Annotated in this window: 25 protein-coding genes and 1 pseudogene; 16 read left to right on the top strand and 10 right to left on the bottom strand. The window is 69.8% G+C overall.

What is annotated here, in order from left to right; genetic code table 11:
• Window positions 1–49: 49 nt before the first annotated feature.
• The 3 genes from BCF44_RS34910 to BCF44_RS34900 form a co-directional block, all read right to left on the bottom strand.
• Window positions 50–532, bottom strand: a complete 483-nt coding sequence (locus BCF44_RS34910) for a hypothetical protein (protein ID WP_116178700.1) — start codon at window positions 530–532, stop codon at window positions 50–52.
• 98 nt (window positions 533–630) lie between these two features.
• Window positions 631–2,961 (bottom strand): VIT domain-containing protein, encoded by a 2,331-nt coding sequence (locus BCF44_RS34905; protein WP_116178699.1) that lies wholly within the window; start codon window positions 2,959–2,961, stop codon window positions 631–633.
• 3 nt (window positions 2,962–2,964) lie between these two features.
• Entirely contained in the window at window positions 2,965–3,555 is a 591-nt protein-coding gene (locus BCF44_RS34900) for a helix-turn-helix domain-containing protein (protein WP_211353347.1), read from the bottom strand.
• A 72-nt stretch (window positions 3,556–3,627) separates the two neighbouring features.
• On the opposite strand from BCF44_RS34900, the gene BCF44_RS34895 reads away from it, so the two are divergent.
• Both BCF44_RS34895 and BCF44_RS57950 read left to right on the top strand, forming a co-directional pair.
• Window positions 3,628–3,996 (top strand): iron chaperone, encoded by a 369-nt coding sequence (locus tag BCF44_RS34895; RefSeq protein ID WP_116178698.1) that lies wholly within the window; start codon window positions 3,628–3,630, stop codon window positions 3,994–3,996.
• Window positions 3,997–4,299: 303 nt separating this feature from the next.
• Window positions 4,300–6,174, top strand: coding sequence for an alkaline phosphatase family protein (locus tag BCF44_RS57950; RefSeq protein ID WP_116178697.1), 1,875 nt, complete (start codon window positions 4,300–4,302; stop codon window positions 6,172–6,174).
• A 69-nt stretch (window positions 6,175–6,243) separates the two neighbouring features.
• Here BCF44_RS57950 and BCF44_RS34885 read toward each other — a convergent pair whose 3' ends face one another.
• Window positions 6,244–7,446 (bottom strand): cytochrome P450, encoded by a 1,203-nt coding sequence (locus tag BCF44_RS34885; RefSeq protein ID WP_116178696.1) that lies wholly within the window; start codon window positions 7,444–7,446, stop codon window positions 6,244–6,246.
• A 99-nt stretch (window positions 7,447–7,545) separates the two neighbouring features.
• A complete protein-coding gene (locus BCF44_RS34880) occupies window positions 7,546–7,761 on the bottom strand; it encodes a TetR family transcriptional regulator C-terminal domain-containing protein (protein ID WP_116178695.1) in 216 nt (71 codons plus the stop codon).
• Between the two features lie 26 nt (window positions 7,762–7,787).
• Here BCF44_RS34880 and BCF44_RS34875 point away from each other — a divergent pair, with 26 nt between their 5' ends.
• Entirely contained in the window at window positions 7,788–8,231 is a 444-nt protein-coding gene (locus BCF44_RS34875; protein WP_211353346.1) for a cupin domain-containing protein, read from the top strand.
• Here the strand turns inward: BCF44_RS34875 and BCF44_RS34870 are convergent.
• From BCF44_RS34870 to BCF44_RS34860, 3 genes are all read right to left on the bottom strand, one after another.
• Window positions 8,186–8,605, bottom strand: coding sequence for a VOC family protein (locus BCF44_RS34870; RefSeq protein ID WP_116178694.1), 420 nt, complete (start codon window positions 8,603–8,605; stop codon window positions 8,186–8,188). The two genes, BCF44_RS34875 and BCF44_RS34870, sit on opposite strands and share 46 nt — an antisense overlap.
• A gap of 185 nt (window positions 8,606–8,790) precedes the next feature.
• A complete protein-coding gene (locus tag BCF44_RS34865) occupies window positions 8,791–9,363 on the bottom strand; it encodes a cadmium resistance transporter (RefSeq protein WP_116178835.1) in 573 nt (190 codons plus the stop codon).
• Window positions 9,364–9,447: 84 nt separating this feature from the next.
• On the bottom strand, window positions 9,448–9,792 hold the full coding sequence (locus BCF44_RS34860; protein ID WP_147328741.1) for a hypothetical protein: 345 nt from the start codon (window positions 9,790–9,792) through the stop codon (window positions 9,448–9,450).
• 686 nt (window positions 9,793–10,478) lie between these two features.
• Between BCF44_RS34860 and BCF44_RS34855 the strand changes: the two genes are divergently transcribed.
• The 8 genes and pseudogenes from BCF44_RS34855 to BCF44_RS34820 all read left to right on the top strand — a co-directional run bounded on the left by BCF44_RS34855 (window position 10,479) and on the right by BCF44_RS34820 (window position 16,200).
• A complete protein-coding gene (locus tag BCF44_RS34855) occupies window positions 10,479–10,961 on the top strand; it encodes a hypothetical protein (RefSeq protein WP_116178692.1) in 483 nt (160 codons plus the stop codon).
• Between the two features lie 97 nt (window positions 10,962–11,058).
• Complete coding sequence (locus BCF44_RS34850) at window positions 11,059–11,553, top strand: hypothetical protein (protein ID WP_116178691.1); 495 nt, start codon at window positions 11,059–11,061, stop codon at window positions 11,551–11,553.
• The gene (locus BCF44_RS34845) at window positions 11,550–12,026 is read left to right on the top strand and encodes a hypothetical protein (protein WP_116178690.1); all 477 of its coding nucleotides are present in this window, start codon (window positions 11,550–11,552) and stop codon (window positions 12,024–12,026) included. The genes BCF44_RS34850 and BCF44_RS34845 overlap by 4 nt, the downstream gene beginning before the upstream one ends.
• A complete protein-coding gene (locus BCF44_RS34840) occupies window positions 12,023–13,732 on the top strand; it encodes a hypothetical protein (protein ID WP_147328740.1) in 1,710 nt (569 codons plus the stop codon). Before BCF44_RS34845 ends, BCF44_RS34840 begins: the two co-directional genes overlap by 4 nt.
• A gap of 144 nt (window positions 13,733–13,876) precedes the next feature.
• The gene (locus tag BCF44_RS34835; RefSeq protein WP_116178688.1) at window positions 13,877–14,407 is read left to right on the top strand and encodes an SRPBCC family protein; all 531 of its coding nucleotides are present in this window, start codon (window positions 13,877–13,879) and stop codon (window positions 14,405–14,407) included.
• A pseudogene (locus tag BCF44_RS57945) lies at window positions 14,404–14,584 on the top strand (phosphoketolase family protein); the annotation flags it as partial. The gene BCF44_RS34835 and the pseudogene BCF44_RS57945, both read left to right, overlap by 4 nt.
• 413 nt (window positions 14,585–14,997) lie before the next feature.
• On the top strand, window positions 14,998–15,777 hold the full coding sequence (locus BCF44_RS34825) for a DUF1345 domain-containing protein (RefSeq protein WP_211353345.1): 780 nt from the start codon (window positions 14,998–15,000) through the stop codon (window positions 15,775–15,777).
• A gap of 27 nt (window positions 15,778–15,804) precedes the next feature.
• The gene (locus tag BCF44_RS34820; protein ID WP_147328739.1) at window positions 15,805–16,200 is read left to right on the top strand and encodes an STAS domain-containing protein; all 396 of its coding nucleotides are present in this window, start codon (window positions 15,805–15,807) and stop codon (window positions 16,198–16,200) included.
• A 156-nt stretch (window positions 16,201–16,356) separates the two neighbouring features.
• Here the strand turns inward: BCF44_RS34820 and BCF44_RS34815 are convergent, their stop codons facing one another.
• Window positions 16,357–17,103 (bottom strand): SDR family oxidoreductase, encoded by a 747-nt coding sequence (locus BCF44_RS34815; protein WP_116178834.1) that lies wholly within the window; start codon window positions 17,101–17,103, stop codon window positions 16,357–16,359.
• 325 nt (window positions 17,104–17,428) lie between these two features.
• Window positions 17,429–18,058 carry a TetR/AcrR family transcriptional regulator gene (locus BCF44_RS34810; RefSeq protein WP_211353344.1) on the bottom strand — a complete coding sequence of 210 codons (630 nt, stop codon included), beginning with the start codon at window positions 18,056–18,058 and terminating at the stop codon, window positions 17,429–17,431.
• 590 nt (window positions 18,059–18,648) lie between these two features.
• Here BCF44_RS34810 and BCF44_RS34805 point away from each other — a divergent pair.
• From BCF44_RS34805 to BCF44_RS34785, 5 genes are all read left to right on the top strand, one after another.
• Window positions 18,649–19,098: a cupin domain-containing protein gene (locus BCF44_RS34805; protein WP_116178685.1), complete on the top strand. Its 450-nt coding sequence runs from the start codon at window positions 18,649–18,651 to the stop codon at window positions 19,096–19,098.
• 50 nt (window positions 19,099–19,148) lie between these two features.
• The gene (gene pdxR / locus BCF44_RS34800; RefSeq protein ID WP_116178832.1) at window positions 19,149–20,561 is read left to right on the top strand and encodes a MocR-like pyridoxine biosynthesis transcription factor PdxR; all 1,413 of its coding nucleotides are present in this window, start codon (window positions 19,149–19,151) and stop codon (window positions 20,559–20,561) included.
• A gap of 139 nt (window positions 20,562–20,700) precedes the next feature.
• On the top strand, window positions 20,701–21,618 hold the full coding sequence (locus BCF44_RS34795) for an NADP-dependent oxidoreductase (protein WP_116178684.1): 918 nt from the start codon (window positions 20,701–20,703) through the stop codon (window positions 21,616–21,618).
• 104 nt (window positions 21,619–21,722) lie between these two features.
• The gene (locus BCF44_RS34790; protein WP_116178683.1) at window positions 21,723–22,667 is read left to right on the top strand and encodes an NADP-dependent oxidoreductase; all 945 of its coding nucleotides are present in this window, start codon (window positions 21,723–21,725) and stop codon (window positions 22,665–22,667) included.
• 106 nt (window positions 22,668–22,773) lie between these two features.
• On the top strand, window positions 22,774–23,550 hold the full coding sequence (locus BCF44_RS34785) for a maleylpyruvate isomerase family mycothiol-dependent enzyme (RefSeq protein ID WP_116178682.1): 777 nt from the start codon (window positions 22,774–22,776) through the stop codon (window positions 23,548–23,550).

Below are 23,550 nucleotides of genomic sequence, written 5' to 3'. Positions count from 1 at the left end.
GCAGATACCCCGTGCGGCGGCGGCCAATCGGCGTCCGGAACTGTTCCGGTCAAGAGGACTTCACGAAGACCGCCGTCACGGCCTGGCGCCGCAGCCGCTCCAGGGTTTCCCTCTGGGCCTCGGCTCTGGCCAGCAGGTCGTCCAGGTCGGCCCGGTCCAGGCGACTGTCGTGCTCGGACAGGCAGTGCAGGGTCTGCCAGCCGGCGGCCTTGCCGTCCACCCCGAGCCGCATCGCCTCCAGCTCGATCACGTAGCTCAACGGCGAGCGGCTGAACAGGTGGCCGTTGAGCTTGAGCCGGCCCAGCTTCTCGCCGAGCCAGCCGGCGGCGACCTTCACGTGGTCCTGCTGCACGCCCAGCGCTGTCATGATGCGCAGCAGGCTGTCCCGGTCCTCCTGGATGTCGCGGGCGAGCCCGGTGAGCTCGGCGCTGTCGTGCTCGTGGGCAAGGCGGTGCGCGAGTTCGACGCCGCCGGTCGCGCCGGCCAGGTGGTCGTTGAGGTAGATCGCGAGCTCGTGCCGGAAGGTGTCCATGAGACAAGTAGTGCCCGCCCGACCGGGCGGGCAACCGCCGGCCGGGTCACTCGCCCTCAGGGCGGCTGGCGGGCGCCGGGCCCGCCGGCCTGCCCGGGTCACCGCTTCCAGAACAGCCGGGGGTCTCGCCGCTGCTCGGCCAGGGCCTGGAGGACCTCGACCGCACGGTGCCAGCGGACCTCGAGGTCGCCGGGTTTCGCCAGCTCCGCCGCGAGGTCGCGCAGTGCCTGCAACGCCGGTTCGGGCAACCCGTCGCGACCGAAGCCGTCGATCCGCCGGTCGATGTCCTCGGCGAGGGCGACCAGGTGGTCGAGGCGTTCGGCCTCGGAGCTGGTGGCCAGCGTCCGGAGGCGCTCCAGCGCGGCCGTCAGGTACACCGCGACGGACGGCGGCAACAGGGGCGTTGCCTGTGGGGACATCGCCTTGGGGGACGGGGCCGGGCGAGGCCCGCTGGCTGCGAGGCGCCTCAGCAGACGGCGCTCGTCGCCGGCGACCGGCGCGGCTGCGGGCGCGAACCCGCCGGGCGCCGGTGGGGGAGCGAACGCCCTCATCGGAGCCATCGCGCTCGCGGCCCAGCCGTGCGGGGTCTCGACGGGTTGGGTGACGTGGTGCTGAAGACCGCTTTCGTTGACCACGCGCGGGTCCACCGCGACGAAGGAGGTGAATCTCGACAGCACGGTGAACCGCAGCGACACGTCGACGATCTCGCGCTCGAGCTCCGCCTGGCCGCCGCTTCGGATGACGTAGCTGTCCTCCAGGTCCCGGATCCGGGCTCGGGCCCAGATCGCCGGCAGGCTGGAGTTCGTGCTCGGCACGGCGGAAACCGTGGTGCGCCACTCGGTCCGGTCCGGGAGGCGACCGTCGACCCGGACCGCGCCGGCGCTGTCGCCGGAGTACCGGCCGCTGATCACGACCGGCGCGCCGGCGAACAGGTCGGGCAACCGGGCCGGTGCGAGGCTGCGCTCGTCCACCTGGAGCCCGGCGGACCGGACGGCCACATCGGTGACCAGCGGCGTGCCGATGCGGTGATGGATGTGCCGCATGGCTTCGTCCAGCCGGTCCTCGGACTCCACCAGCTCGCACCGGCCGCCGGACCGCGTTGCCAGCCGGCGCAGGAACGCCGCGTTCACGGCGGTGTCGATGCCGACGGTGTGCACGCGGACGGAACCGAGCGTGGGCGCGAGCGCCTGGAGAATCTGGTCCTCGTTGCCGACCTGGCCGTCGGTGACCAGGACCAGGACACGGTCCCGCTGATCATCACCGGCCAGGGCCGTCGCGGCACGCTGCAGGGCCGGCAGCATGTCGGTGCCGCCCCGGGCGTCCACAGCGGACAGATGGCGCACTGCGCGGAACCTGTTGCGGTCGGTCGCGGCGGTCAGCCCCGGCGGTAACTCCGGCGAGGTCTCCACGACGTTGTCGAAGGCCAGGACCACGAACCGGTCGGTCGGCGTGAGGGTGTCGACGATGCGTGCCGCCGCGCGCCGTGCGGCGGCCATCTTCCAGCCGCCCATGCTGCCCGACCGGTCGAGCACCAGCGCGACATCGCGAGGCCGCGGTGGCACGGTCGCCACCGGCGGCAGCACGGTGAGCGTGAACGTGCCACCGTCGGCGTCCGGCCGGGTCGCCAGCGACGTCGTCACCGCCGCATCGGCGCCGAGCCGTAGCCGCAGCACGAAATCGCGGTCGAGCCGTTCGCCCGGCGCCAGCCGGAGCCGCTGGGTCACGCCGTCGGCCGGCTCGCTGACGACCGGCAGCGTGGAGCGCAGGTCGGTCAGCGGCAGACCCGCCGGGTCGATGTCGATGAGCGCGGAAAGCCGGACCGGATTGGGAAAACCGGGCAGCAGCACCGGTGGGCTGATCCGCGAGGCGTCGGGCACGGCGTCGGTGTCGGGCGCGACGCCGTCGCCGACCGGCGGCCCGGCCAGCGGGGCGCCCGGGATGTAGCGCGGCGCGACCACCAGCGGGAACCGGTACGTGGCCTCGCCGTCCTCGTACGGCAGTAGGCCGGCGAGGCCGATCCGCACGGTGACCCGCTCGCCCGGCATGATGTTGCCGACGCGCATGGTGAACACGCCCGGCCGCTCCTCCTCGGCGATCGAGGCCCGTTTGCCGGCGGCCATCGCCTGGTCGTAGTCGGCCCGCGCCTCGCCGCGCTCCTTGAGCACGCCCTCGACGACCCGGCCGCCCGCCTCCATCCGCAGCGTGGTCACGGCGGCGCGGTCGGGCAGCGGGAAGACGTAGGTCGCCTCCAGCGGCTCGTCGAACGGGTTGCGAAACCCCTGGGCGAGCTCGGTTCGCACGGCCAGGCCGGTGATCGCCGCGGTCAGGTCGATCTCGTCGAGCGGCAGGTTGCCGCGTTCGGTGCGCAGCACCGCGATGCCGGCGTCCTCGGTCGGTCCGTCGTCGTCGTTCGTCAGCTGCACGCGCACGGGTCATCCCTCTCGGTCGGCGGACAGGTCCAACCCGAGCCGGCGCAACGTCTCCAGCAGGGGTCTGGCCGCGGCCTCGATGGCGGCCAGTTCTTCGGTGTCGGGGGCGTGGGTCGCGGCGCCGAGCAGCAGCGTCGCGCCCGTGCCGAGCCGGATCCCGGGCACCACCACCGGGCCGGGGTCGGTCGGCGCGACCGGCGCCGCGGGGGCGTCGGCCCAGAACTTCGCCCTGGCGGGTGCGGGTCGCGGCGCCGGGGGAGGGCTCGGCGCGCCGTCCGGCAGTCGAGCGATGTCCTCCAGCATCGCCGCGGTGGCGCCGACCAGTTGCCGCTGTACCTCGGCGAGGGTGTTGCCGACGGCCTGAAGTCGTTTGATGGCAACGATCTGCAGCAGGTGGCGGCGGCTGTACAGCGCCGTGCGGCCCCGCATGGCCGCCGGCCGGTCCAACAGCCCGATCGTGGTGTACCAGCGGATCGTGCGGCGGTCGGGCACCTCCCGCACCCGTCCGTTCGCCTGCCCGGGGTAGTCGGCCGTCAACGCCTCGGCCACCCCGGCCGAGAGCTCGTCGATCGTCCACAACCCGTCATCCGGCACGAGTCGATACTGACACTGTTATATGACAGTGTCAACGTGAGCCCGCTGTCGGGATCGGCCGTATGGTGAGGTGTGGCAGCCGCCGATATCGACGCCTACCTGGCCGAACTCGCCGAACCGCAGCGGCGGACGCTGCAGCGGCTGCGGTCGGACATTCGAGGGCTACTGCCCGACGCCCAGGAGTGCATCTCCTACGGCATGCCCGCGTTCAAGGTCGACGGCCGGGTCGTCGCCGGGTTCGCGGCCTTCACCAAGCACCTCAGCTACCTTCCCCACAGCGGCTCGGTGCTGGCCGAACTCGGCGACGACCTCGCCGACTACGAACACACCAAGAGCTCGCTGCACTTCTCCCACGACCAACCGCTGCTTAAGGCGCTCGTGCGGAAGCTGATCCGCGCCCGGCTGCGGCAGATCGGCGTCGATATCGACCTCACCTCGTGAGCCGTCGGCGCCGGACCAGCTGACCAGGCCGGGCGGTCCAGGACCGTGTCGACCGGCGCGAGCCCTCCTCGTGTCGCGGCGGGGGAGTGCTCGGCGCGCTCGACCCCAGCTGTCCGCCGCCGTGCCACCGGGAGAACTCCAGGCGTGGCGCTGCTGAACAGTGCGTGCTCGCCGTCAACGGTGAAAAGCGGGCGATGCTCCATTCGGTCGTCGACTACTACACGACTGTCGAAGTTATCGCCGACGACACTTACGCTGCCTGCCGGCACACCCACCGGATTCGGCTTCCCACAAGGAGAAACCATGCTCAGACGGCTGTTGGTCGCGGCGTGCGCGGCGACCGCGCTGGTCGGGTTCACGGCCGGGGCCGCGCCGGCCCTGCCGGCCGCCCCGACCGCGATTCCCCGCCCGGACCACGTCGTCGTGGTGATGGAGGAGAACCACTCGTTCGGCGACGTCATCGGCAGCTCCAGCGCGCCCTACATCAACTCGCTGGCCGCGGGCGGCGCGTCGTTCAGCCAGTCGTTCGCGGTCACCCACCCGAGCGAGCCGAACTACCTGGCCATCTTCTCCGGTTCGACGCAGGGCCTGTCCGACGACTCGTGCCCGCACACCTTCAGCGGCGCCAACCTCGGCCAGGAGGCGATCGCCGCCGGCCTGACCTTCACCGGCTACTCGGAGTCGATGCCCTCGGCCGGCTACACCGGCTGCACCAGCGGCAACTACGCCCGCAAGCACAACCCGTGGGTGAACTTCCCCAGCGTGCCGGCGGCCTCCAACCAGCCGTTCACCAGCTTCCCCAGCGACTTCAGCACGCTGCCGACGGTGTCGTTCGTGGTCCCCAACCTCCAGGACGACATGCACGACGGCACCGTGCAGCAGGGCGACACCTGGCTGCGCAGCCACATCGACACCTATGCCCAGTGGGCGAAGACGCACAACAGCCTGCTCGTCGTCACCTGGGACGAGGACGACAACAGCGCGAACAACCAGATCCCGACGATCATCACCGGCGCCGGCGTGACCGCGGGCAGCTACAGCGAGACGATCAACCACTACAACGTCCTGCGCACGCTGGAGGACGCCTACGGCCTGCCGCGGGCCGGCGCCAGCGCCTCGGCGACGCCGATCACCGACATCTTCGCCGGCCAGACCGGCAGCGTGACCGTGACCAACCCCGGCAACCAGACCGGAACCGTCGGCTCCGCCGCGAGCGTCCAGATCTCCGCGACGGACACCGCCACCGGCACTCTTTCCTACGCCGCGACGGGTTTGCCCGCGGGCCTGTCGATCAACTCGTCGACCGGCCTGATCTCGGGCACCCCGACCACGGCCGGCACCAGCACCGTGACCGTCACCGCGACCGACTCGACCGGCCCGAGCGGATCCACCACCTTCGGCTGGACGGTCAATCCGGTCGCCGGGAACACCGTGACCGTGACGAATCCGGGCAATCAGAACGGAACCGTCGGCGCCGCCGCGAGTCTGCCGATCTCGGCCACCGACTCCGCGTCCGGCCAGACGCTGACCTACACCGCCACCGGCCTCCCGTCGGGCCTGTCGATCAACTCGTCCACCGGCCTGATCTCCGGCACCCCGACGACGGCCGGCACCAGCAGCGTGACCGTCACCGCCACCGACACCACGCATGCCAGCGGCTCGACCACCTTCAGCTGGACGGTCAGCCCCGCCTCCGGCGGCTGCACCGCAGCGCAGCTGCTCGGCAACCCCGGCTTCGAGACCGGCGTCGCCACCCCGTGGACCGCGACCTCCGGCGTGGTCTCCAACGACAGCGGCGAATCCCCGCACGGCGGATCCTGGTACGCCTGGCTCGACGGGTATGGCAGCTCCCACACCGACACGCTGGCGCAGACCGTCACGCTGCCGACCGGGTGCGCCACCTACCGGCTCGGCTTCTGGCTGCACGTCGACACCGCCGAGACCACCACGTCCACCCAGTACGACAAGCTGACCGCGCAGGTCCTGGGCAGCTCCGGCGCGGTGCTCGGCACCCTGGCGACCTTCTCCAACCTCGACCACGGCACCGGCTACGTCCAGCACACCTACGACCTGTCGGCGTACGCCGGCAAGGCGATCACCGTCAAGTTCACCGGCGTCGAGGATTCCGGCCTGCAGACGTCGTTCGTGCTCGACGACGCCAGTCTCTCGGTGTCCTGACCCCGTCGCCGACGATGTCGACGTCGCCCCGCCGATCCGGGGTGACGTCGGCATCGTCGGGACGACGGATCACCAGGTCACGGGCAGACTCAGCAGGGTCCGGGTGAGTGCGCCCTCCCGCCACCGTAGTTCGTCGTCGGGGACCGCGAGGCGCAGGCCGGGCAGACGCGTGACCAACGCGGTGAGCGCCGCCTGCAGCTCGGTCCTGGCCAGGTTGGCGCCGAGGCAGAAGTGCACGCCGTGGCTGAAGCTGAGGTGGGCGGACGCGTTGGCCCGGGTGACGTCGAGCTGGTTCGGCCGTTCGAACACGGCCGGGTCCCGGTTGGCGATGTTCGGGACGCAGATCACCGCCTCGCCCTCGCGGATCGGATAGCCCTCGATCTCCAGGTCCTCGCCCGCGATCTTCGGCATGATCGAGTGGAGCAGCTTGTCGTAGCGCAACAGCTCCTCGACCGCGTTGCCGGCCAACGACGGGTCCGAGCGCAGCAGGTCGAGCTGGTCGGGGTTGCGCGACAGCGCCACGATGCCGTTGGCGAGTTGGTTGAGGGTGGTCTCGTGGCCGGCCATCATCAGTGTCTGGAGGTTGATGATCAGCTCCGGCTCGGTCAGCCGGTCGCCGTCCTCGTCGTGCACGGTGACGAGCGCGGTGGTCAGGTCCTCGCCGGGTTCGACGCGCTTGCGGGCGATCAGTTCGGCCAGGTAGGCGGCGACCTCCTGGTGTGCCCGGCCGACCTCCTCCAACGGCAGGTCGCTCATCAGCGTGGCCGCCCAGCCGCGCAGCCGGGAGCGGTCGGACTCGGGAATGCCGAGCAGTTCGCCGATGACGGTGATCGGCAGGGGAGCGATGAACGCGGGGATCAGGTCGACCGGGCCGTCCTGGGCGGCCAGTTCGTCGAGCAGTTGGTCGAGCAGCGTCTGGATGCGGGGTGTCAGGCGTTCGACCGTGCGCGGGGTGAACGCGGCCGCCTGGAGTCGGCGGACTCGGGTGTGCCGGGGCGGGTCCATCACGGCGAGCACATCGGTGACGCCGACCACCGACGGAATCGTGACCGGACTGCCCGGTCGGGTGGCCGGCTCGCGCAGCAGACGGGGATCGCCCAAGCATTGGCGATTGGCGTGGTAGCCGAGTGCCAGCCACACCTGTTGGCCGTCGTTGGTCATCCGCGCTCTGGCCATGGCGCCCTCGGCGAGCAGGCGTAGGCCGTCGGGGTCCGTGCTCAGGCTCGGTGGCGTCGTGAACGGGAAAGCCGTCAGGGTCGAGGTGTCAGCCATGGTCTCCTGTCCCTGCTCTTCGCTTCGGGATACAGGGATTCTCCTCGCGACACCGCTGCGGGAACCAGGATCCATCGGCTACAGCTTCGCCTGACCCGATCAGGACGAACGGTCCAGCAACATCTCCACCATGCGGCGCGCGTCCTTGATGGGCGTGGAGTCGCCGTAGACGATCGAGTGCGCCACGGACCCGTCGACAAGCAGGGAAATCGTCCGGGCGGCCGCCTCCGGGTCCGGGTGTGCCAGCTCGCGCAGCGTGTCCGTGAAGGCCTTGGCGATCTCCTCCTCGTACGCGCCGCGCGGCCGACACCCCACCCGACCTCGGCGCGCCCGGGGACGGCATGCACTACCTGGCGACCACCGAGCTGACGCGCGGCGAGTTCGGCCTGTACCGCGTGATGATGAAGCCGCGGGCCGGTGGGCCGAGCACGCATTTTCATCGGACGATCTCGGAGTCCTTCTACATCCTCGACGGCACGGTTCGGCTGTTCGACGGGCAGGAGTGGATCGAGGGCCAGGCCGGCGACTTCCTCCACATGCCGCAGGGCGGGCTGCACGCCTTCCGCGACGACGCCGACTCTCCGGCCGAGATGCTGCTGCTGTTCACGCCTGGCGCGCCGCGAGGAGTACTTCGAGAAGATCGGCCCGATCTCGGCGGACGAGCGCGCCGACTTCCTCGACCGGCACGACTCGTACTTCATGGACTGACGGCTGCCGGCGGGTGCGAGCCCGCCGGCGTTCACCTGGTGAGCAGACCGGTGGTCTGGCCGATCTCGATCAGATAGCCGTCCGGGTCGCGGAGGTAGCACCGCACCTCGGCCCCGCGGTCCTGCGGCTCGGTCAGGAACTCTGCGCCCTTCGCGCGGGCCTGGGCGTGGAACTCCGCGATGTCGGCCACGCGGACGTTGAGGAACGCCGACACCGGGTCGCCGGGCTCGGGTGCGGTCAGGGTCACGTCCGGCTTGTCCGGGGTGGGGCCGCCGCCGGGGTTCATGATGATCCACGTGTTGGCGACGCGCACGGTGGCGGGGTTCTCGGCCAGCACGACGTGCCCGCCGAAGACGTCGGCGTAGAACTCGCGCGAGACCCGGACGTCGCGCACGGTCAGGAAGTGCGTCACGATCAGACCCTGCTCCGGCGCTGGAAACCGTTCTGTCACTGAAATCTCCTCACGGTCGTCGTCACCAGCGAAGACCGGACAGCGGGGGAGTTTGTGACAGTCGTGCTGGTCGTGGGCGCCGGCGGGACCAGGGCTGTCGAGCGAGTGCGGGAGTTCGCATGGCGCGGCTGTCACAGACGGGGATGCTCTCCTGTCTCCCAACCCAGGCGAACGTCGGCTGCCACCTAGTCAAACCACAACTCCTGGGCAATCACCAGGACTCCAGCCCCGATCAGGACGGCGGGCAGCAGCACGGGCCCCCACTGCGCCAGCAGCGGTGCGACGACCGTCTTCGTAGCGATCAACCACCCGGCTCCGCACATCAGGGCGAGCAGCACCAGGAAGACCACAACGTACGTACAGGTTGCGGTCAAGCCGACCACCGCGAAGATCGGGACGTACACGCTGATGTTGTCACCGCCCTTGGTGAACGTGATGGTGGCGGCACTCAGCACGCTGGGACCCGCGGCCAGTGCCGGACTGCCTTGGCCCCGACGCAGTTGCAACGCGGCTCGGATCCCGAGTGCGATTGCCGGCAAGCCAAGCCACGGACGCACGTCGTCCGGTAGTCCGCTGATCACCAGCGCGGCCACGCCCGACAGGACGAGGATGCCGGCAAATCCCAGAAACTGACCGAAAAACACCTTGGCGAGACCGCCGGCCCGGCCGGCGGCGCGGGCCACAAGCAGCAGCAGCACCAAGAAGCCGTCGATGTTGGTCGCGATGAACGCGCCCACGGCTTGCCCGATCGTTGTCACCCTCGCCGCCTTTCGCGACGCGGGCACATGGTCAGTCTCACAGGACGACGTGGTCGACGGAGGCCGCGTACAGCCGACTGTTCATCACTCATCGCCCGCGTCGCTGGCGGAACCCTCGGGGCCTTCAGGCTGCTGCTGGATGTGGGCCTGCTTGCGCGCCATCCGGTCGGTCAGCGTCACGCCGGCCACGGCGACCACCACCACCGGCCACTCCAGGATGCTGAGGATGCCCATGACGGCGAGGCCGGCGATGAACGCCAGGCTCGGCGGTGAGGGCAGCGCCGAACGGACTTTCGCAAGGGCGTCCTCACCCGGCAACGGGGGCAGATGCACATCGGTCACCCGCATGCCCACGATCGGCACGGGAACGCGCAGGGAGGTGCCACTTTCCTTCTCCTGCTTGACGGTTTCAGTACGCCGCGACGTCACACGACGGGTTCCTGGCACTGCCTCTCCTCCGAATTTCTGTCGAGCACGAAACCGATTCTTCATCGGAGGGAGTTGCCCGAATAAGAGGCCGCACACGCGGCCGCCTGCCCACATGACGTCAGCGTCGTAAAATGGCCCACTCACCGCCGCGGGACCGATGGGTCAGCTACGAGACGGCGCGTCAAGTCGTCGCCGCCTACCACCGTCTGGCCAGCCACGCTCAGGTCCACGTTCATGCGCGGCAGGCGTCGACCGCACCGTGGCGGCCGGCTCGGCCCAGAGCGCAGCGGGGATGATCCTGTCGCGGAGTTCGGTCCGGCGGTGCGTCCACTATGGATGGTGTGTCTGGGGCTCATCATCCGTCACATCGTGTCGCGCCGGTCGCGGAAACCCGTGGCACCGGTTTGGCGCTGCCATCGAGGAACTGCTCGGCGACCGAATCCGTGTGCTCGGTCCGGACCGCAGACCCGGCCCGCGTCCCTGACGTGCCTGGGCGCCGCGTGTAGGTCGATCGGCCGACAGTGTCGGCCGATCGCTCGCAGTCGTGTCGTCGTTCGGTTCATAACCCCGCTCAACCGGTGCGCGGTCGCCCGAATGCGCGATGTCCCTGGCAGCGGACGACAGGCGCCTCGCAGCGCACACCGCCGAGGGACGAACACAAATCCGGCTATTCAGGGAGTTCTCGCATGAGCAAGTTCAGCAGGAGGGCCAAGCTCGTCGCGGCGGGGGCCGTGGTCATGACCGCGCTGGGCGGCGGTGTCGCGTTCGCGTACTGGTCCACCACCGGCAGCGGCACCGGCACCGGATCGACCTCCAGCGGCGCCAGCAGCCTGACCGTCACCCAGACCAGCGCGCCGACCGACCTCGCGCCGGGCGTGGCGGCCGAACCGATCAGCGGCACGGTGAAGAACACCGCCGCCAACAACGCCTACGTCAACACCGTCACGGTGTCCATCGCGTCGGTGACCAAGGCGGCGGGCGCCGCCGCGGGCACGTGTGACGCGACCGACTACACGCTGTCCAACCCGGCCATGACGGTCAACACGGACCTGACGCCGGGGCAGACCATCACGTTCACCGGCGCGACCTTGGGCTTCAACGACAAGACCGCCAGCAACCAGGACGCCTGCAAGGGCGCGACCGTGAACCTGGCCTACAGCACCAACTGACCGCCGTCCGGGTGGGGCAGCCCTCCGGCCGGCCCCACCCCTCAGGCGTCGCCCATTCAGGCGTCGCCCATCAAACCGAACCGAACGGGGACAAGTGATGCGCAGCGCGAGCCGCCGCAACGTCATCCTGGTCGCATCGTGCGCGCTGGCCGGTGGCCTGATCGCCGGCGGCACGGTCGCGGTGGCTACGGCGGCCGGCGGCCAGCAGTCGGCGAACCCCGGGCACCAGCCGTTCGTGATCTCCGGCGACCTGGCCGGCAAGCTCGCCCCCGGCAGTCCGCCGCTGCCGCTGAACCTGACCCTGCGCAACACCAACAACCAGGCGATCGCGATCAGCGTCCTGACCGTGGCGGTCACCGGTTCCAGCGCGGGCACGGCCTGCGACGCGTCCAATTTCAGCACCACCCAGTACGCCGGCAGCTATCCGTTGACCATCGGCGCGAACCAGACCGCGTCGCTGACCCAGCTGGGTGTGGCGGCCACCGCGCTGCCCCGAATCGGCATGATCGACCGACCGGTCAACCAGGACAGGTGCCGGAACGTGACGGTGTCCCTGGCATACACCGGCACCGGACAGGGACAGGGATCGTGACCTCGATGGCCGGCCACCGCGCGGTACGTGTCCTGCTCGTGGCGACCGCAGCGTCGCTGGCCGGCACCGGAATCGCCTACGCCTACTGGAGCACCGCCGCCGCCGGGTCCGGCGCCGCCAGCACCGGCACGATGACGATCAATGCCGCCGCCCTGACCGGCGAAACCGCCCAGAACACGCTCTATCCCGGCGGGACGGCCGACGCGGTCGTGAAGGTGAACAACCCCAACGGCTATCCCGTGCAGGTCATCGCGATCGCCGCGACCGGCCCGGCACAGGCCGCCAACAACTGCGCACCCACCGGCATCGTGTTCACCGCGCCCACCGACTTCAGCGCCGCGCAGTTCACGTTGCCCCCCAGCCAGTCCACGGTGCTCGACCTGGCCGGCGCGGTGTCGATGGACACGACATCGGCCACCACCTGCCAGGGTCAGTCGTTCTCCCTTCCAGTCACGGTGACGGTGCGGAAATGATGTCGATCAACAAAAGGATCGTGCTGCTGGCCGCCGGCATCGGGCTGGGCCTGTTCACGCTGGCCGGCGCGGCATGGGCGTACTGGACGGCGCAGGCGGCCAATGTGCCGGCGGTGTCCCGCGCGGACTCGGTCGCCACGGGCGCGCAGCCCACGGCCAACCTGGCCGGCAGCACCGCGACCGTGACCTGGGCGGCGGCCACCACCGTGGGCGGCCGCCAGGTCTCCGGCTACCTGATCAACCGATACCCGACGGCCACCGGCGGAACCGCGGTCGCCGCCGCCCACGGCGGTTGCGCGGCCGTCCCGGTCGCCGCCACATCGTGCACCGAGACCGCGGTGCCGGCCGGCACGTGGTACTACACGGTCACCCCGGTGCTGGCCGCGTGGCACGGCCCGGAAAGTCCCCGCGCCAATGCGATCACCGCCACCGACACGTTCACGCTGACACCCTCCGGCGGCACCACCCTCACCGCCGGCACGGCCAGCACCGTGACCATCACCGCGACGACGGCCGGTCAGACCGACACCGTCTACAGTGGAGCGAAGACGCTGGTGTTCAGCGGCCCCGGAACCGCGCCCAACGGCACGGTTCCCCTCTACGCCAACGGGAACACGTCCGTGACGTTCACGGGTGGCGTGGCCTCGGTGCCGATGACGCTGTTCCGGGCGGAAACGCCGACGCTGACCGTGTCCGGGCCCAACGCGTCCGGCAGCATCGCGCTCACCGTGAACCCCGGCAACGCAAGCGGCTTCGCAGTGTCCACGGGTTCGACACGCACAGCCGGCACACCGCAACCGGTGACCGTCACCGCGCAGGACGCCTACCAGAACACCGCCACCGGCTACAGCGGGACCAAGACCCTCACCTGGTCGGGGCCGGGCACCGCGCTGACCGGCCAGGTCCCCAGCTATCCGGCCAACCCGGTCACGTTCACCGCCGGTATCGCGTCCAACCTCCCGATCACCTGCTTTCTCGCGCAGACCGTCACGCTCACTGTGCGCGACGGCACCAACACCGGGACGTCGGCGCCGTTCACCGTGCAGGGCGCGGCCGCGACCCAGTTGGCCATGACGCAGCCCGGATCGCCGACCGCCGGCACCGCGTTCGCCCTGACGGTCAGCGCGCTGGACGCCTATCAGAACCAGGCCACCGGCTACAGCGGCGCGAAAACGCTGACGTTCTCAGGGCCGAACGCCGCGCCCGCCGGACAGAAACCCAGCTATCCAGCCAACCCGGTCACCTTCGCCGCCAACGGCACCGCGACCGTGTCGATCACACTGGTGAGCGCCGAGACCACGACGCTGAAGGTCAGCGACGGGACACTCACCGCGACAACCGCCAGCATCACCGTCTCCCCCGGCGCCCCAGCCAACCTGGCCTGGACATCGGTATCGGCAACCAACGGAACAGTGTCGCAATCGTGCCTGTTCACCTGCACGGTGAGCGGTATCGGCCCTAACAAGTCGTTCAACGCCAAGGTGAGCGTGACCGACGCGCTGGGCAACACGGTGAACAACGCCGGCGGCACCATCACGGTCCGCGACAACAGCGCTGCGACGGTCGCCACCCTTACCGTCCCGGCAACGGGACCGGCCACCTCGCCCTCGTTCACCTACACCACCCCGACCGGCAACTGGACATCGGTCACCTTGACCGCCACCGACGGCGGCTACGCGGCCGCCATCGCGACGCTGACCAGGTAGCCAGCTCTGGCATGGGCGGCGAACCTGGCCGCGCTGGAACTGCATGTTCCGCAGCTTGCGGTCGGGCGGACCGACGACGTCGAGAGCGCGACCCTCCGCGCGGACTGCCTGGTTCAGCGGGTTCGCGCCGGGTATCCGCACTACATGACCACGATCGCGAAGTTCATCGACGTTGATGTGCCGGTGCGGACCGTCTATACCCAGTGGACACGGTTCGAGTCCTTTCCGGCCTTCATGGACGGCGTCGAGCATGTGGATCAAGTCGACGACACGCTGGTTCACTGGGTGACCAGGATCGCCGGTGTCGAGCGGGAGTTCGATGTCCAGATCATCGCCGAACACCCGGACGAGCTGGTGGCCTGGGTCGCCGTCGACGGGGTGCCGCACGGCGGCGTGGTCGTATTCCAGCCCATCAACCAGACCGTTACGCGAGTGACGCTGGTGATGCGGTACGGCCCGGGTGCGGCCGCCGGGGCGACTGGGCCCGTACGGATCGGCGGCAACCTCACCCGCTTCAAGGCGTTGATCGAACAGCACGGCGCCGAGGCGAGGGGCGAGGCCGCGTCGCCGACCGGCCAGATCAACCTGGACCTGCCGAGACAGCCGGTGCAGCCCGATCCGGCCCTCGGTGACATGGAGGGTGTCGCGCCGGCGAACTTCAGCGGGTTGTCGTGACCGCGGACCGGTACCGGCGGGCCGCCGACTACCTCGCGGCGGCGATGATCTACCTGTGGGACAACGTGCTCCTGCGGGAACCACTCCGCGCCGAGCACCTCAAGCCGCGCCTGCTGAGGCACCGGCGCCTGCCCGGGCATCACCTTCGCCCACCGAGGTCTCAACCGGCTGATCCGCCTTCTTCAGCGGCACCACCATCGCGACCACCAAGACGGCGACACACGGCGCCAGGAGCTGAACGAGCGTCATCGCGGCATAGGTGATCAGCGCGCTCAGGCCGAGCGCTGCAGCGCAGCCCACGACACCGACGCCCACCTCCGTTATCTGCGCCGTGGCCTTCCTTCTGGCGACCTCCGCCCGCACCAGCGCCGACGCCCATGGGATCAAGCGTTTTGCCAGCGGCAGTTCGTCATCCGGCATGTCTCCTCCTGCGCCGCACGGTTCTCCACGCCGGGAGAGTGCCCGTTCGACCTGTCGGCGAATCCGCAGGCCCGACAGGTCGACGGTCAGAACATGAGACTGGCTCAACCAGCAACCCGTGCTTGATCATGCTGAACCGGTGGCCGGCGGTTCACAGCACCTTCCGCCGAGTGACGTCCGAAGTCGCTCCGGCAGTTTCACTGCCAGCGATGGTGGGAACCCTGGGCGGGTGTAGTTCCGGCCTCGCACTGGGCCGGTGCTTCGTGCGGACGTCGGCGTGCCCATCAGAGACGGGAGGCCAGATGCGGACTGGTCCACGTGGGAGCGATGTGCCGGCTGGGATACGAACGCTCGCCTCGGTCGTGCTCGGGGCGATTGTCGGCGTGGTCTGCACGGTGTTCGCCGGGTGGCGGTACGGCCTTCTCGTCGGATGGCTCGCGGGTGCGGGGACGTTCGTGCTGTGGCTGTGGGTGATCATCTGGCCGATGTCGGCCGAGCGCACCAAGTCTCATGCGGTGCGTGAAGATCCGGGGCGGGCAGTGGCCAATGTGGTGGTGCTCGCGGCGGCGGTGGCGAGCTTGGTGGCCGTGGGGGCTTTGCTGTCGGCCGGTGGTGGGGGTGCCGGGGCGGAGACCGTGCAGGCGTTGGTCAGCATCGGCGCGGTGGGCGTGGCTTGGGCTGCCGTGCACACTGTGTTCACGACCAGGTATGCGCGTCTGTACTACAGCGACACGGCGGGTGGGGTCGACTTCAACGAGGACGAACCGCCCTCGTACGGTGATTTCGCGTACCTGGCGTTCACCATCGGCATGACCTTCCAGGTGTCGGACACCGATCTGACCACCAGGGAGATCCGTCGGACCGCGCTGCGTCACGCGCTGTTGTCCTACCTGTTCGGCGCGGTCATCATCGCCACGGTGATCAATCTCGTGGCGGGGCTCGGCAAGTAGCCCTGCGTTCACAAGGGAGGACTTTCGGTGACCGACTCTGAAGGTCTTTCGGACGCCGACGCCGCTGCCGCGCGTATGCACGACGGTGACATGGACACGGCTGTGGTGGTCCGCCTGGTCGGTGAGATCGACCTGGCCACCGCCGAGCACGCGGCCGAGCAGTTGCGTGCCGCCGAAGCCGTGGCCGTAGCCGCTCCACCCGCAGTAGTAGTGCTCGACCTGAGCCAAGTCACCTTCCTCGGCTCGGTAGGACTGGCGATTCTGGTCGAACATGATCAACTCTGCGCCGCGTTGGGCAGCCGTCTGTGTGTGGTGGTCGGGGACAACCAGCGTGTGTGGCGTCCGATCCAGGTCGCCGCGCTCGACGGCGTCATCACCATCGTGGCGAACATAGCGGCGGCCGCTCGCTGGCCGGCACGCTGACGGCCGAATTCTCGGCGCTGCCGTGCCGGCAGTCAGCATCGCCCACGCGCTGGACCACACCCGACCGTGCTGTGGCGGTGCCGGCATTGCGGCGGACGTGCACTCGGGCAGCGTGACGCCACGCCGGCCGTCGAGAATTGACCATGTCGTGTGTGGTCAGATGGCCAGCCCGGCGCCCCCGGAAACCACGATCTCTTGCCCCGTGACGTACGCGGCATCGTCCGAAGCCAGGAACGCGACCGTCCCGGCGATGTCCGCAGGCACGCCGAGGCGGCCGAACGGGTTCCTCTCCGCCATGGCCGCCATCGTCGCCGCGACGTCATCGGAAACCGTGCGGAGCGAGGTCCGCGTCATGGGCGTGTCGGTGAATCCCGGGCTGACCGCGTTGACTCGGATGCGGCGGGGAGCGAGTTCGAGGGCAAGTGTTGGGATCATGGCCAGCAACGCGCCGTGTGACCCGGCCGTGACGCTGTTGCCGGTCAGGCTACGCGTCGCTCCGATACCCACGGTGACAATGACCGAAGCGCCGTCGGCCAGCAGCGGCAGCGCCTTGACCAGCGTGAAGAACTGCCCTTTGGTGTTGACGGCGAACACCTCGTCGTAAGCGGCTTCGTCGCAGGTGTCGAGCCTCATCGGACGGCTGACGCCGGCGTTCAGGAACAGCGTCGTCAGACTTCCGAATCGTGCTCCGACTTCGGACACGACCTGGTCGGTGTCAGCGAGCGAGCGCGCGTCAGCCGCCAGGACCAGGACATCTTCGGGCAGTTCCGCCCGCGCCCGAGCGACGTTCTCCGGACGTTGTCCGGTGACAGCGACGCGGTAACCGCGGTTGTGCAGAATCTCGGCGGTCGCCTTCCCGATCCCGCTGGTACCGCCGGTGATCAGGGCTGTACGTGCCGACATGGTGATCACTCCACTGGGGTTGTCGCCTTGATCGGACAGCTCAGTGGCGTCGCGTCGATTCCTGGCCAGTGGCAAGGGGAACTTGCCGGCGGTCGCTGACCGCCGAGGCCTTCCGGTCGACGTCACGCCAGACGTCTCTGGACGCGTCAGTCCAGTTGGTTCAGGCTAACCGGCTTCGGCTCGGATTCTGGGTCCACTTGGCATCCAGGAACGGGAACCACTCGGGTGGGTGCGTTCACCGAAGACTGCGAACGCTATTGGGACTATTTAGTCCAATAATCGCTGCCCTGGACATCGCCGCCCGGCCGCGTCCGGACCCATGCCGTCACGCCGTGAGGAGCGACTTCACGTGGTCAAGCGCCATGTCGAGGGCGATTTCCATGGGCTTGATGTCGTGTGCGGTCTCGGCGAGGAGGTACCCACCTTGCAAGGCCGCCATCAGACCCGTGGCAAGCTTGGCCGGGTCGGCGTCCGGCCTGAGCGTCCCGCTCTCCCGCATCCGCCGCAGGCCGGCGGCGAGCAGCCCTTCCCATTCCATGAACGACTCGGCGAGCGTGGCGCGGGCCTGGTCGTCCTGGTCCGCCAGCTCGCTGGCCATTGAGCCCAGCCCGCAGCCGTAAGCGCCGTTCTGCAAAGCGTTTCGCTGCACCAGCGCGTCGCGCCAGCGGACCAGACCGCGGAACGACTTCAGGCGCTGAAGGTAGCCGCGTTCACGCTCGAGGACCTGCGCGGCACGCGCGGCGACGACGGCCCGGACCAGTTCCTCCCTGTCCGGGAAGTGGTTGTAGAGCTGGGACTTGCTGGTATTGCTCGCGGCCCGGACGTCGTCCAGCGTGGTCGCGTTCACGCCCTTCACGTACATCAGCTCGACAGCAGCCGCCACGATGCGCGCGCGGGTGGCGGCGCCACGTGGCGTCAGCCTCCGCGCCGGCTGTGCGTCCTCCGGCGTGCTCACGGGTCTCAAGCTACCCCATTTGATCACAGCCGCTGCCGCATTGGACTGCACGGTCCTGTTCGGCCATCGGACCGCGCGTCCTCCTCGGGCAGCGCTCTTCGCTGAGTTCGCCCGCGCGATTGGTTCCCGTACCCGGATGCCAAGTGGACCCAGGTTCCGAGCCGAAAACGGACTAGTTTCGGAGCCGCGTCGGTTGCCGGCCGCGTCGACTCGGCACGGAGCGCAACGCGCCCGTCCAGGCGTCTACCAGGGGAGATCTGATGGTTGTGCGGGCCAATGGCTGGCGGGGAAGGGGGACGCTCGAGGGAGCTGTCCTTGACGGCCGTCGCCCTGCGGGAGCGTGTGTGGTCGGTCGCGACCGGGCTTGCGCTCCTGGCGTTGGCGCTGGGTTCCTCTCGGCCGTCGCCGATCGGTTCGGCTGCTGGGGCCCGCCGCACATCGCGTCGGTCGTGTGGGGCGTCTTCGTCGCTGGCTCTCGTGCCCGTGGACACGTTCGCCCTCTGCGTCGACCGAACTGTCGACAGTGAGCAAACGATCAGGTCGAGCAACGCCGAATCCACCTCGTCAACAGACCGCAAGTGGGAGCACTCATGGTTCCATCGCACATCGTCGGTCGTCTTCTGGCCATTGCCGCGCTGGCCGGCGCAACAGCCTGTGGCTCTGCCAACGAGAGCATGCCCGCGGCGAGCACGGCCACCTCGTCGCCGCCCCAGGTGAGTGTCCTGCTCCAGCAAGCGCTTCCGAACGCTGAGGGCAAGACGTTCACCTCGCAGATCGTGGACTTCCCGCCAGGTGCGGCTGCGCCGCCGCACCGGCACGGTCAGGCTTTCGTGTACGCCTACGTGCTGCAAGGCGCTGTGCGAAGCCAGGTCGACGACAAGCCCGCGACCACGTACCACCAAGGCGAGAACTGGTTCGAACAGCCGGGCGCCCACCACGTCGTCGCCGCGAATCCCAGCCCGACCGAACGGGCCAAGCTGTTGGTCGTCTATGTCTCCAACACCGGAGACCCGCTCCAAGCCAACGATCCTCACTCGTGAGTCCTGTGCCGACGGCACAGTTGCGCGACCGGTCCGTATCGTTGTCCGACATGACCGAGCAAGCGGCTGGCGGTACTCGGACGTCCGGCCTCGACCTGCATCTGGGCCATATCGGCCGCAATGTGCGAGCGGGGCTCATGGATGCGTTCCGCGAGGCGATCCGCACCGGCCGGCTGGCGCCGGGGACGAGGCTGCCCTCGAGTCGTGTGCTGGCCGCCGATCTCGGGCTGGGCCGGAACACGGTCGTCCGTGTGTACTCGGAGCTGATCAGCGAAGGATGGCTGACCGGGGTGCACGGTTCCGGCACGGAGGTGGCGCAGCGTTCGCCGGAGCCCGTGGCCGAACGGGAACGGCCGCGGCCGCCGGTCGCACGCCCGCAGCTGGTGCACAATCTGCGGCCCGGGCAGCCGGATCTGTCGTCGTTCCCGCGGGACGAGTGGATTCGGGCGGTGAAGCGGACGGTGAGCACGGCGCCGTTCGAAGCGTTCGGGTACACCGATCCGCACGGCCGGAGTGAACTGCGTGAGGCCGTCGCCCGCTACCTGGCTCGCGCCCGGGGACTGCGTGTGCGAGCGGACAGCGTCGTCGTGTGCAGCGGGGCCGCGGAGGGTTTGCGGCTCGTCGCCGCCGCGCTGGCGAAGGCCGGCGCCACGACGGTGGCGGTCGAGGAGTTCGGTCTGCCGACCCAGCGCGAGGCGTTGGTGAAAGCCGGGATCGACACCGTCTCGCTCCCGGTCGACTCCGACGGCGCGGACCTCTCGGCGCTCGACCAGGCGCCGAGTCCGGGCGCGGTGCTGCTCACGCCGTCACACCAGTTCCCGTTGGGCGTGGCGCTGCACTCCGACCGGCGGGCGGCGGTCGTGGACTGGGCGCGGCGGCGGGGTGCGTTGATCATCGAGGACGACTACGACGGCGAGTTTCGCTACGACCGGTCGCCGGTGGGCGCGTTGCAGGGTCTGGATCACGATCACGTGATCTACCTGGGCACCGCGAGCAAGTCGCTGGCGCCGGGACTGCGCCTGGGCTGGCTCGTCCTGCCGGACCGCCTGGTCGGCGCGGTCGCCGAGCAGAAGGGGGAAACCGAGGAGACCGTAGGGTTCGTCAACCAGTTGGCGATGACCGAGTTCATCGAGTCGGGCGCGTACGACCGGCACATCCGCGCGATGCGTGCGCAGTACCGCCGGCGACGTCAGCAGCTGGTCGAGACGATCGGCCGGCACGCGCCGACCGCGCGCGTGACCGGGATGTCCGCCGGACTGCACATCGTGCTCGACCAGCCCGGTCGAACCGGTGCCGAACTCGTGCGCCGCGCGGCGCGCGAACAGGTCACGGTCGAGCCCCTCGACTTCTTCCGGCACCCCGAGTCCACATCGGACCGTGACGGCGTGGCCATCGGCTTCGCCGCGCCGTCCCCCAGTGCCTGGGCGGGTGCGTTGGACGCCCTGGTTCGCACTCTTCGGTGAACTGGTTCCCGTTCGCGGGTGTCAAGTGGACCCAGATCTCGGGCCGAAACCGGGTTAGCGTGGTCCGTCGGAATGGACTCCATGGTCCACAGAGCCGTCCCGGGCGTGGTCGCGAGGACTGGATACAGGGAGGCGCCGGATGAAGGCGATCGTGGTGACGGATCAGGCCGCGGGACTGGCCGGGATGACGCTGGCGGAACGTCCCCGGCCCGCGGCTGCGGGGAACGATGTGCTGGTTGAGGTTCATGCGTCCGGGTTCACGACCGGCGAGCTGGAGTGGGACCCGACCTGGGTCGATCGTCTCGGCCGTGACCGGACGCCGTCGATTCCCGGGCACGAGCTGGCCGGAGTGGTCAGCGCTCTCGGCTATGGGACAACCGGCTTGTCGGTGGGGCAGCGGGTGTTCGGCCTCACGGACTGGACCCGCGACGGCACCCTTGCCGAGTACGTGGCCGTCGAGGCGCGCAACCTCGCGCCGCTGCCGGGTGACGTCGACTTCACGGTGGGCGCCAGCCTTCCGATCTCGGGCCTGACCGCGTGGCAGGGATTGTTCGTGCACGGCCGTGTCCAGGCGGGGCAGAGCGTCCTGGTGCACGGCGCTGCCGGTGGAGTCGGTTCAGTGGTGACGCAGCTCGCCCGCGAGGCCGGCGCGCACGTCATCGGCACCGGACGTGCCGCCGACCGGCAGACCGCGCTCGATTTCGGCGCGCACGAGTTCGTCGACCTTCAGAGCGACTCGTTGGACGAGGTCGGCGGCGTCGATCTGGTGTTCGACATTTTCGGCGGAGAGATCCTGAAACGGTCCGCGGGCCTGATCCGAGCCGGAGGAACACTGGTGACCATCGCCGGCCCGCCGGAGGCTCGGCCCGCCGACGGCTTGGCGATCGACTTCGTCGTCGAGGCCGACCGCGCCCAACTGAGTGAGATCGCCCAGCGGGTGCGGGACGGACGACTGCGGACACTCATCGGCACCACCGCGACCCTGGACGATGCCGTCGCCGCCTTCAACCCGACCGAGCGGGTCAAGGGAAAGACGGTCATCCGCGTTCGTCCATAAGGACTCCGCGAACAACGAGGTATGGCCAGCTGGTCGAGCCAGCACGGAAAATGAGCCGGACTCGAGAGCCGGGCAGGCGCGGACCGATACAGCGAGGGATCCACATGAAGGCGATCGTGGTGACGGACCGGGACGCCGGGACAGCCGGGATGACGCTGTCGGAGCGGCCGGACCCGGATGCGGCCAGGCTCGCCGGCCTCTCGGGCGCAAGCTACGGCGATGTCGTCGTAGAGGTTCACGCGTCGGGATTCACCGGGAATGAGCTGGAATGGCCCTCGACCTGGACAGACCGCCTCGGCCGTGATCGGACGCCGTCGATTCCCGGGCACGAGTTGGCGGGAGTCGTCACCGCGCTCAGCTATGGCACGACGGGGCTGTCGGTGGGTCAGCGGGTGTTCGGCCTCACGGACTGGACTCGCGACGGCACGCTGGCGGAGTACACGGTCGTCGAGGCGCGCAACCTCGCGCCGCTGCCGGGTGACGTCGACTTCACGGTGGGCGCCGGCCTCGTGATGTCGGGCTTGACGGCGTGGCAGGGTCTGTTCGAACACGGCCGCCTCCAGGCGGGGCAGAGCGTCCTGGTGCATGGTGCGGCTGGCGCAGTCGGATCAATGGCAGCCCAGCTCGCCCGTGAGGCCGGCGCGCACGTCATCGGCACCGGACGTGCCGCCGGTCGGCAGATCGCGCTCGATTTCGGCGCGCACGAGTTCATCGACCTTCAGAGCGACTCGTTGGACGAGGTCGGAGGCGTCGATCTGGTGTTCGACGTCCTCGGCGGAGAAATCCAGAAGTGGTCCGCGGGCCTGATCCGAGCCGGAGGAACACTGGTGACCGTCACCGGGCCGCCCGAGGCTCGGCCCGCCGACGGCCTCGCGGTCGACTTCGTCGTCGTGCCCGACCGCGCCCAACTGAGTGAGATCGTCCAGTGGGTGCGGGACGGACGACTGCGGACGAACATCGGCACCACCGCGACCCTGGACGATGCCGTCGCCGCCCTCAACCCGACCGAGCGGGTCAAGGGGAAGACGGTCATCCGCGTTCGCCCGTGAGGACGGCGACGGCGTCGCCGAGCCGTGTCGGACGAACGAACATGCAGGTAGGGGCGGTTCGGCGCCCCGTCGGAACATACTCGGCGGCGAGGTGGTTGCGGCAGGCATGAGCGAACTCGTGGACCGTACGGTCACGGCCCTGCGTGCCGAGCACGACGCCCTGGTGGCGCTGCTCGGGAGCATCGGCGACGGCGAAGGGCTGTCCGCGCGCAGCGGCGCGGACCAGTGGACGATTGCGCAGGTCTACTCGCACCTGGGCAGTGGTGCCGAGATCGGGCGGGCGCCGATCGCCCGGGCTGCCGGCGAACAGGTTCAGGCCGAGGACAACCAGACGATCTGGGCTCGCTGGGACGCCGCCGCCCCGGCCGACCAGGCCGCGGGCTTCGTCGAACACAACACCCGCTGGCTCGAGCTCGTCGAGGCGCTGACGCCCGAGCAGCGTTCCTCGCTGACCGTCGATCTGGGATTCCTGCCCGAGCCGGTGCCGCTGGTGACCGCGCTGGGCATGAGGCTCAGCGAGGTGGCCAACCACTCGTGGGACGTCCGGGTCGGTGTCGACCCGGACGCCGAGGTCGACGCGGGCTCGGCCGCGGTCCTGCTGGACCTGTACGCCGGGCCGCTCGGCTTCATGCTGGGCTTCCAGGCGAAGCCGGCCGAGGCGTCCGGGCCGGTCACGGTCGCGGTGCCGGAGGCCGGACTGGTGATCGCCGACACGGTGAGCCTCGTCGCCCGGCCGGAGTCCCCGTCCGCGACGTTCCACGGTTCCGCCGGCGCCTTCGTGCGGCTCGTGAGCGGGCGGCTCAAGGAGCCGCACCTGGCCGGTGCCACCGTCGACGGCGACACGACCTTGGACGACCTGCGGCGGGTGTTCCCCGGGTTCTGA

This window comes from Kutzneria buriramensis, from assembly GCF_003387475.1.
Taxonomy (GTDB): domain Bacteria; phylum Actinomycetota; class Actinomycetes; order Mycobacteriales; family Pseudonocardiaceae; genus Kutzneria; species Kutzneria buriramensis.
Note: the sequence above shows the minus strand (reverse complement) of the source record. Positions and strands in the feature narration are given on the sequence as shown.

Coding starts and splice junctions, on each gene's coding strand:
- BCF44_RS34910 (WP_116178700.1), bottom strand. CDS start 532: ATGGACACCTTCCGGCACGAGCTCGCGATCTACCTCAACGACCACCTG.
- BCF44_RS57950 (WP_116178697.1), top strand. CDS start 4,300: ATGCTCAGACGGCTGTTGGTCGCGGCGTGCGCGGCGACCGCGCTGGTC.
- BCF44_RS34885 (WP_116178696.1), bottom strand. CDS start 7,446: ATGGCTGACACCTCGACCCTGACGGCTTTCCCGTTCACGACGCCACCG.
- BCF44_RS34875 (WP_211353346.1), top strand. CDS start 7,788: ATGCACTACCTGGCGACCACCGAGCTGACGCGCGGCGAGTTCGGCCTG.
- BCF44_RS34855 (WP_116178692.1), top strand. CDS start 10,479: ATGAGCAAGTTCAGCAGGAGGGCCAAGCTCGTCGCGGCGGGGGCCGTG.
- BCF44_RS34850 (WP_116178691.1), top strand. CDS start 11,059: ATGCGCAGCGCGAGCCGCCGCAACGTCATCCTGGTCGCATCGTGCGCG.
- BCF44_RS34840 (WP_147328740.1), top strand. CDS start 12,023: ATGATGTCGATCAACAAAAGGATCGTGCTGCTGGCCGCCGGCATCGGG.
- BCF44_RS34835 (WP_116178688.1), top strand. CDS start 13,877: ATGACCACGATCGCGAAGTTCATCGACGTTGATGTGCCGGTGCGGACC.
- BCF44_RS34815 (WP_116178834.1), bottom strand. CDS start 17,103: ATGTCGGCACGTACAGCCCTGATCACCGGCGGTACCAGCGGGATCGGG.
- BCF44_RS34805 (WP_116178685.1), top strand. CDS start 18,649: ATGGTTCCATCGCACATCGTCGGTCGTCTTCTGGCCATTGCCGCGCTG.
- pdxR (WP_116178832.1), top strand. CDS start 19,149: ATGACCGAGCAAGCGGCTGGCGGTACTCGGACGTCCGGCCTCGACCTG.
- BCF44_RS34795 (WP_116178684.1), top strand. CDS start 20,701: ATGAAGGCGATCGTGGTGACGGATCAGGCCGCGGGACTGGCCGGGATG.
- BCF44_RS34790 (WP_116178683.1), top strand. CDS start 21,723: ATGAAGGCGATCGTGGTGACGGACCGGGACGCCGGGACAGCCGGGATG.
- BCF44_RS34785 (WP_116178682.1), top strand. CDS start 22,774: ATGAGCGAACTCGTGGACCGTACGGTCACGGCCCTGCGTGCCGAGCAC.